We start from the raw sequence: 7289 nt of genomic DNA on the forward strand, positions 1-7289 counted from the left end.
GCGACCCACGTTGGAGGTCAGAGTCTCACTGTGCCCGAATTCAACTGAGCGGGATCGAAGTCATACACGTGATCGCCAAAAGGCGGACGCACCGCGTCAACAGGACCCGTCAGTCCGTTGCTAACGGTTCTACTCATTGGCAATACAAGCCCTTAATCTCCCGCCTGTCGCCCCCCCTGCCGCTGCTTCGGCACCCCGAGTGAAACGCGACGCCCGCGCAAACGCGCAAGCATCATCCGTGGATTCATGCGCGTCTGCTGCAGAAACACCGCGACCACGATAATCACGCCCTTCATCACGAGTTGCGTGTTGCTGTCGATGTTATTGAGCAGCAGGATATTGCCGAGAAATCCGAAGATCAGCACACCCGCCACCGTCCCGGCAATCCGTCCGACTCCCCCCATGAGACTCGTGCCGCCGATCACCACCGCCGCGATCGCGTCGAGTTCCCAGCCGACGCCCGCATCGGCCTTGCCCTGGCGGTATTGCGCCGCGTAAAGCACGCCGACGAGCGCGGACAGCATCCCTGAAATGGCGTATGCGGCAATCTTGTGGCGGTCGACCTGCAGGCCCGAAATTCGCGCGCATTTCTCGTTGCCACCAATTGCATACAGGTATTTGCCGAACACAGTGCGGTTCAGGACGAAATCCATGATCAGAGCGATCACAACGAAGAAAAGTGCGGGCACGGGCACCACGCCAAACAGCAGCGCCCGCAGAAACTCGATGTCGGTCGTCGCATTGGTGCCGCTGTAGATCGAATAAACAGCGGTGTCCTGCCCGGCGACGAGCCGTGCAACGCCCATTACCCCGACCATTGCTGCCAGAGTGACGATGAAGGGCTGCATGCGCCCACGAGTGATAATCCAGCCGTTGAGCGCGCCGATCGCAAGTCCCGCGAGCGGCACCATCCAGAGTACCGTTAGTAGCGATACCTTGAGCGGCAACCGATGCCAGGCGAAGAAACACGCGAACAGAGCGCAGCCGAGCGCAACAGCCGCCCGCAAACCGCGTCGCGCGCCCTGCCCGCCCGCACCGAAAGTCGCCGGGGACGCAGGCCGAGTGCGGCGAGACCGGCGCAGCACGATCCCGCCGAATGCGAACACCACGATAAAAATGCTCACGGCGTCGAGCCCGAGCGCAGTCCACGAGGCCGGATTACTTCCCGGCGTAGTCAGAAGGATCGCCGTCAGCACGCTGCCGAAACCCATCACCGAACCGACCGACAGATCGATTCCCGCCGTGATGATGACAAGCGTCATTCCCATCGACATAACGCCTACATTTGCCACCTGGCGAAACACGTCAGAGAAGTTTGCCGCCGAGAGGAAGATATTGCTGCCATCAGCTGCATGCGGCGAGGTGAGCGTACCGATCGCCATCAGCAGGACCAGTCCCAGATAGTATTTGGCGTTCGTCAGCCATGCCCGCAGGCGCTGCTGGCGCGTATCGGGCATCGTGTCGATGGCCGATTCATCCGCTTTCAACATGATTTAGTTCTCCGGATCAAGGCGAGGCAAGCTTGACGAGTTGCTCAGCGGAAAATTCCGCCCTCTTGAGCACACCCGTCGCACGCCCCTCGCATAGCACGAGAATGCGGTCGCACATCAGCATCAACTCATCGATCTCCGAGCTTGCGACGACGACGGTCAATCCGTCGCGCGCCGCCTGCACGATCTGGCTATAGATCTCGCCTTTCGCGGCGACGTCGACGCCGCGAGTGGGTTCGTCGAGCAGCAGGATGGCGGGACGCGTCATCAGCCATTTGCCGATGATCAATTTCTGCTGGTTGCCGCCCGAGAGGGTCGCGGCGGTCTGCTCGATGCTGCGGTACTTGACGTTCGACGCCTTCGCCTGGGCCGCCGTGCGATACGCCACGGCACGGCGCCGGTAGAATGGGAAACCGTCGATGTCCGCGAGGCTCGGCAGTATGAAATTCGCCTCCACGGACTGATCGAGCAGCAAGCCGTCCTTCTTGCGATCCTCCGTGACGAACGCAATGCCTGCTTCCACTGCTGCGGCAGGCGTCGTGAACGCACGCCGCCGCGCCGTGCCGATCTCGATCGCTCCCTCGACGCGATACGACGAAACGCCGAACAGCATCTCCAGGATCTCCGTCTTGCCCGCACCGAGCAGCCCGGATAAACCGAATACTTCGCCACGGCGCACCTCGAACGACACCCGATCGACAACCGGCCGGTGCTCTGCGTGCAGCGTGAGATCGCGCACCGCGATCATCGTCCCGGCGCTTGCGCGCAGCGCGTCTTCACCGCGATGCGGCGCGACAAAGTTCTTGCCGATCATCATCGACACCAGTTGCTCGGCCGACTCCACACGCCCGATCGGCAGCGTGGCGATGTGCCGGCCGTCGCGCAGCACCGTCACGCGGTCGGCCAGATCGAACACCTCCTGCAACCGGTGACTGATCAGCACGACTCCCATTCCCCGCGCGCGCAGCGCATTCACGAGAACGGCGAGCGCACGTGTTTCAGTGTCTGATAGCGCGGATGTCGGCTCGTCCATGATCAATACGCGCGCCTCGGCAAGCAGAGCCTTCGCGATCTCGATGAGCTGCTTCTCGCCGATGCGCAATGGCCCGACGAGTGTGTCCGGCGCCGGCCTGAAGCCGAGCTGTGCGAGCACCCCACGCGCTTTCGCGCGCATCGCCGGATGATCCGGAAAGCCGAAACGGGTGGTGATTTCCTTGCCGAGAAACAGATTGTCGACGACCGACAGATTGTCGACGAGGTTCAACTCCTGATGAATGATCGCGATGCCCGCGGCCATGCCGTCCGCGCTGGAGCGCAACACCACCGGCGCGCCGTCTACCGAGATCGCGCCGGCATCCGGCTGCAACAGGCCGCCCAGAATCTTCATCAGCGTGGACTTTCCAGCCCCATTCTCGCCAACTAGCGCATGTACCTCGCCTGCCCGGATATCGAAATCGACATCGCTCAGCGCCATGCTGCCGCTGAACGCGATCGACAGGTGAGACGCAGCAACCAGTGGGACTCTGTCTTCCTGCGGCGAGATCTTCACCGGCGCCGTAACTGCGGACGTACTGCCTGCTGCAGACGAGATCATGGATAGCTTCCTGTACGACTTGCGCCCTCGGAGTTCCCTCTCCTGAAGGCGCGTCCACGGCGGCTCACGCTGCAACAAACTGCTTCGCGTTCTCCAGGAAAATACCTTGCGTCGGCAAGATCACCTTCTTCTCGATCTTCTGTCCAGCCAGCAGTTTGAGCGCCTGCCGGATGCCTTCCGCGCCGGGTGTCGGATACACGAAGGTCGCAGTCAGGATGCCGTGTTCGACCCATACCGCCCCTTCGTTCGGCAGCCCGTCTGCGCCGACGAACTTCATCTTCTTCTCGAGGCCCGCGTCCTTGGCGGCCAGATACGCGCCATAGGCCATCGGGTCGTTGTGCCCGAAAACGAGCGAGACGTCCGGATTGACCCGCAGCACCGTCTTCATGTAGTCGTAGGCCTTGTCCTGCTTCCAGTCGCAATCCACCCGCTGCCCGACGAGCTTGAGCCCTTTTTCCTTGCCGACCGACTGCATCATGCCGTCGTGGCGGTCGTGCGACGCCTGGGCACCGAAGCCGCCCCACACTTCAACGATGTTGCCCTTCGCCGCGCCCGCTCCGCCCAGCGTCTTGACGATGAATTCGCCCGCACCTTTGCCGATCAACACGTTGTCGCCGCCAATGAACTGCGTATAGGCATCTCCGTTCACCGAGCGGTCGAGGACGAAAACGGGAATACCCGCCTTGAAGGCTTTCTCGACGACCCCCGTCAGTCCGGAGGACTCTTTCGGCGAGATGAAGATCACATCCATCTTCTGTGCGATGAAGTTCTCCATGTCGGCGTTCTGCTTGTCGGTGCGATCGGCGGCGTCCGCGATCACCAGATCGACATTGGGGTGTTTGGCCGCCTCAGCTCGCATGTCCTTGTTGAACTGGACTCGCCACGGTTCAACCGTCGTGACCTGTGAAAAGCCGAAACGATACTTTTTACCCTGCGCGTACGCGTTCCCTGCCCTGAGAACGAGCCCTGCAAATGGCGCCGAGACAAGCGCGCCAGTAATCAAGCGACGGTTGCGGTTCATCAGTGTCTCCTTTGTCTGTCTGGTGTCACTACGTGATGCGCGGTTATCTCCTCCTGCCCTGCAATTTCAGCCACGTCGTATTCCGCCCAAATACTGAAACGTTCCAGTTCACAGCGGATTCAACACGGAAGTTTCGGCGGGAACGCGCGTCGTGCTTTCGCGCACCAGCAATTCCGCCTTGAAATTCAGATGCACCAGTTCGTTCTGCTCGCCGTTGAGCAATTTCAGCATCAGTTGCCAGATCGCATGGCCGATCGCCTCCACCGGCTGTCGAATCGAACTCAGGTGCGGGCGAAGCACCGACATCCAGGGCGCATCGTCGAATGACAACAGCGAGATGTCTTCAGGCAGGCGCAGATCGGCATCGCGAATGGCGCGCAGCGCACCGAGTGTCGTTACGTTGCCCGCCGCGAAAAGGGCCGTCGGCCGCACCGACCCGCTCAGCACTTCGAGCGTTGCCGCGTGGATCTGCGTAGCCGTCATTCCGCATTCGACAACCTTGATGTAACGATCGAGGTGCGCACGCCGCATCGCATCGGCATAGCCGTCGGCGCGGTCGCGCGAATTGACGAGTTCGAGCGTGTTGACGAGGAACGTGATGCGTTTGTGCCCGAGCTCGATCAGATGCGCGGTACCATCCGCCGACGCCCCGCGGCTATTGGTCGTCACCGTATTCGCCGGGAAGGTGTCGTCGACCCTGTCGGCCATCACGAGCGGTACGTTGCATTCGCGTGCCTCTTCGATCGCATGCAGGTAGCCGCTGCACGGAATAATGATCATGCCCGCCACCTGGCGCGACATCACGAACCGGATGCGCTCCAGTTCACGCTCCGGGTCTTCGTTGGCGTGCGCCATGAGCAGCCGATAGCCGTTTTCCAGCGCGTGATCTTCGAGCGCACGGGCGATATCGATGAAAAATGAATTCGTAAGATCCGGCAGTACGAAACCGATGGATGTCGGACGCCCGCTGCGCAAATCTGCTGCGATACCATTGCGCCGGTAGCCGATGCTGCGCGCGGCCTCCCATACCCGTTGTGCGCGCGTGGCGCTCACCCCCGGTGCGCCGGACAAAACCTTCGAGGCCGTGCCAACAGACACTTCCGCGGCGTCGGCGACGTCGCGCAGCGTTGGAAGCGACCTTTCAGGAATGCTCATGGATTACCCATTGAGAAGCGACTGAAACGTTTCAGAGAATATGCGATGCACCCACCGAGTTCAAGCCGTATGTACCCAGGGTTTACGGTTGCACCGCGTTGGGGCCATCATTGCCGCTGCGGAAGGCCAGAGAAAACACTGACCGCCCAGGAATGACAATGCGACCGCGCTCGAAAGCCCCGAAATTGGCGGGACGAACGTGTTCGGTCACAACGACTGGAGAGAGACGATGTTCGAACGCTGCCAATGGTTGAATGAGCCGGCTAACTGGAATTTGAACGCTGATCGCCTGCGCGTCGTGACGGACCCGGAAACCGACTTCTGGCGCGACACGTACTACGGTTTCATTCACGATTCCGGACATTCGTACGGAATCCACACGAATGGCGATTTCACCGCGCAGGTCCACGTGTGTGGAGACTTCGAAACGCTTTATGACCAGGCGGGATTGATGATTCGTATCGACGAGCGGAACTGGGCAAAGGCAGGCGTAGAGCTCACCGATGGCGTTTTGACAACGAGTAGTGTGATCACGCTCGAACAGTCAGACTGGGCGTTAGGATCGCCGATGACGACGGCTGATGGATTCTGGCTTCGCGCCACTGTCGAGCGAGGCGTGCTGAAACTTCAGTCTTCAACCGACGGCGCAACGTGGCCTCTGCTTCGCCTGGCGCCGTTCCCTGCATCGGGTAGTTACTTCGTCGGTATTGTTTGCTGTAGCCCGAAGCGCGGCGGATTGGCGGTTGATTTTTCGGCATTCAGCGTCGAACCGCCACAAGCCAAAGACCTTCACGACCTGACCTAGCTAGTACCGTAAGAATGATGGGGACAAAGGAAAAATCGCTATTTCATATCATATTTATCGGCGAAGCCGATAGTCACCTTCGCGAGGGACGACCGGCTCCCAACTCGCGGATGGGCCTAGCGAAAAAGAAGTCTTGGAGAGAGTCATGCGAACCAGAATCCGTGGATCTCGATTGGCCGCCGCGTCTCTGGCATTTGCTGGCTGCCTGTGGGGCACAGGTTTCTTCTTTGGGAAAATTGCTTTTGAGGAGATGTCCGTCACAGAAAACGTCACCTTCCGATTTCTTTTCGGCTCGGTGGTCTTATTCCCCTTCCTTCTTAAGCGGCGCAGACCGTTTCGCCTCAAGGAGCTTTCACTGCTTCTGCTGGCAGGGGTGATCGGAGTTCCCGTGCAGTTTCTCGTGCAGTTCGAGGGACTCCGATTGACTACTGTCTCGCATGCTTCCCTCGTTGTTGCCACTTTGCCGATGCTGTTAGCTGCTGGCTCTGCAGTATTCCTCCACGAACGCCTGACTGTCTTCGAGTGGGGCATGCTTCTCGTTTCGGCAATAGGCGCTGCTTTGATCGCACTGTCGAGTTATTCGCCGACAGGTCCACAGCCGACGACCCGCGGAGACCTGCTCGTTCTGCTTTCGATGGTGGCAGCCGCCGCCATGATTCTGCTTTCCAAGCGCCTGATCGATGGGCACGACCCACTACAGGTGACGGTGGCGATCATTGTCACAGGAACCGTCATGCTGCTGTTCTGGACCGCATTCCGGCAACCCTTGCGGTTTCGGTTCTCTCCGGAGGTCTGGGGGGCGGTCGCAGCGCAAGGAGTCCTGGCAACTGCCGGAGCCTATCTCTTCTGGAATTGGGGACTTGCCCGGATGGCGGCAGCACGCTCCGGGGCCTTCCTCAATCTGGAACCGATAGTCGGCACATTGCTCGGATTGTCGGTGTTGCACGAAGTACTGGCCATATCTGCTGTGATTGGAGGGGCCATGATCGTCGGATCCGCAATCTTTTTCACGCGCCGGCCCGGCGTCTAGCTGCAGGCCCGGAAATGACAGAAAGCATCGCCGCGCACGGACAACTGAATGATACCGTCGCACGCGAGCGATGATCCCAAGGTTGAGCCCGGCCGGCTAAACGCCTGGCTGCCCGGGAACCGCTCCTGCATTAACGGCATGCTGGTGCTGGCCATCGTGACGATCGTTACCGCATTGCCCTTCCGAAGAAAATG

The 7289-nt window shown here is 60.3% G+C and carries 7 protein-coding genes; 2 read left to right on the forward strand and 5 right to left on the reverse strand.

The window, feature by feature from the left end; translation table 11 throughout:
- Positions 1-152 precede the first annotated feature (152 nt).
- The 4 genes from VFE81_RS07625 to VFE81_RS07640 all read right to left on the reverse strand — a co-directional run bounded on the left by VFE81_RS07625 (position 153) and on the right by VFE81_RS07640 (position 5260).
- Positions 153-1490, reverse strand: coding sequence for an ABC transporter permease (locus VFE81_RS07625; protein ID WP_325044012.1), 1338 nt, complete (start codon positions 1488-1490; stop codon positions 153-155).
- 16 nt (positions 1491-1506) lie between these two features.
- A complete protein-coding gene (locus VFE81_RS07630; RefSeq protein ID WP_325044013.1) occupies positions 1507-3084 on the reverse strand; it encodes a sugar ABC transporter ATP-binding protein in 1578 nt (525 codons plus the stop codon).
- Positions 3085-3148: 64 nt separating this feature from the next.
- Positions 3149-4105 (reverse strand): substrate-binding domain-containing protein, encoded by a 957-nt coding sequence (locus tag VFE81_RS07635; protein WP_325044014.1) that lies wholly within the window; start codon positions 4103-4105, stop codon positions 3149-3151.
- 108 nt (positions 4106-4213) lie between these two features.
- Complete coding sequence (locus tag VFE81_RS07640) at positions 4214-5260, reverse strand: LacI family DNA-binding transcriptional regulator (RefSeq protein ID WP_325044015.1); 1047 nt, start codon at positions 5258-5260, stop codon at positions 4214-4216.
- A gap of 229 nt (positions 5261-5489) precedes the next feature.
- On the opposite strand from VFE81_RS07640, the gene VFE81_RS07645 reads away from it, so the two are divergent.
- Together VFE81_RS07645 and VFE81_RS07650 are read left to right on the forward strand one after the other, a co-directional pair.
- Positions 5490-6065 carry a DUF1349 domain-containing protein gene (locus VFE81_RS07645; protein ID WP_325044016.1) on the forward strand — a complete coding sequence of 192 codons (576 nt, stop codon included), beginning with the start codon at positions 5490-5492 and terminating at the stop codon, positions 6063-6065.
- Between the two features lie 145 nt (positions 6066-6210).
- Positions 6211-7095, forward strand: a complete 885-nt coding sequence (locus VFE81_RS07650; protein WP_325044017.1) for a DMT family transporter — start codon at positions 6211-6213, stop codon at positions 7093-7095.
- Here the strand turns inward: VFE81_RS07650 and VFE81_RS07655 are convergent.
- Positions 7092-7289: hypothetical protein (locus tag VFE81_RS07655; RefSeq protein ID WP_325044018.1), on the reverse strand; the 198-nt coding region annotated here is incomplete at its 5' end. The genes VFE81_RS07650 and VFE81_RS07655 overlap by 4 nt on opposite strands.

The sequence above is a fragment of the Paraburkholderia sp. genome (assembly GCF_035656215.1).
GTDB lineage: Bacteria > Pseudomonadota > Gammaproteobacteria > Burkholderiales > Burkholderiaceae > Paraburkholderia.

Coding starts and splice junctions, on each gene's coding strand:
- VFE81_RS07640 (WP_325044015.1), bottom strand. CDS start 5,260: ATGAGCATTCCTGAAAGGTCGCTTCCAACGCTGCGCGACGTCGCCGAC.
- VFE81_RS07635 (WP_325044014.1), bottom strand. CDS start 4,105: ATGAACCGCAACCGTCGCTTGATTACTGGCGCGCTTGTCTCGGCGCCA.
- VFE81_RS07630 (WP_325044013.1), bottom strand. CDS start 3,084: ATGATCTCGTCTGCAGCAGGCAGTACGTCCGCAGTTACGGCGCCGGTG.
- VFE81_RS07650 (WP_325044017.1), top strand. CDS start 6,211: ATGCGAACCAGAATCCGTGGATCTCGATTGGCCGCCGCGTCTCTGGCA.
- VFE81_RS07645 (WP_325044016.1), top strand. CDS start 5,490: ATGTTCGAACGCTGCCAATGGTTGAATGAGCCGGCTAACTGGAATTTG.
- VFE81_RS07625 (WP_325044012.1), bottom strand. CDS start 1,490: ATGTTGAAAGCGGATGAATCGGCCATCGACACGATGCCCGATACGCGC.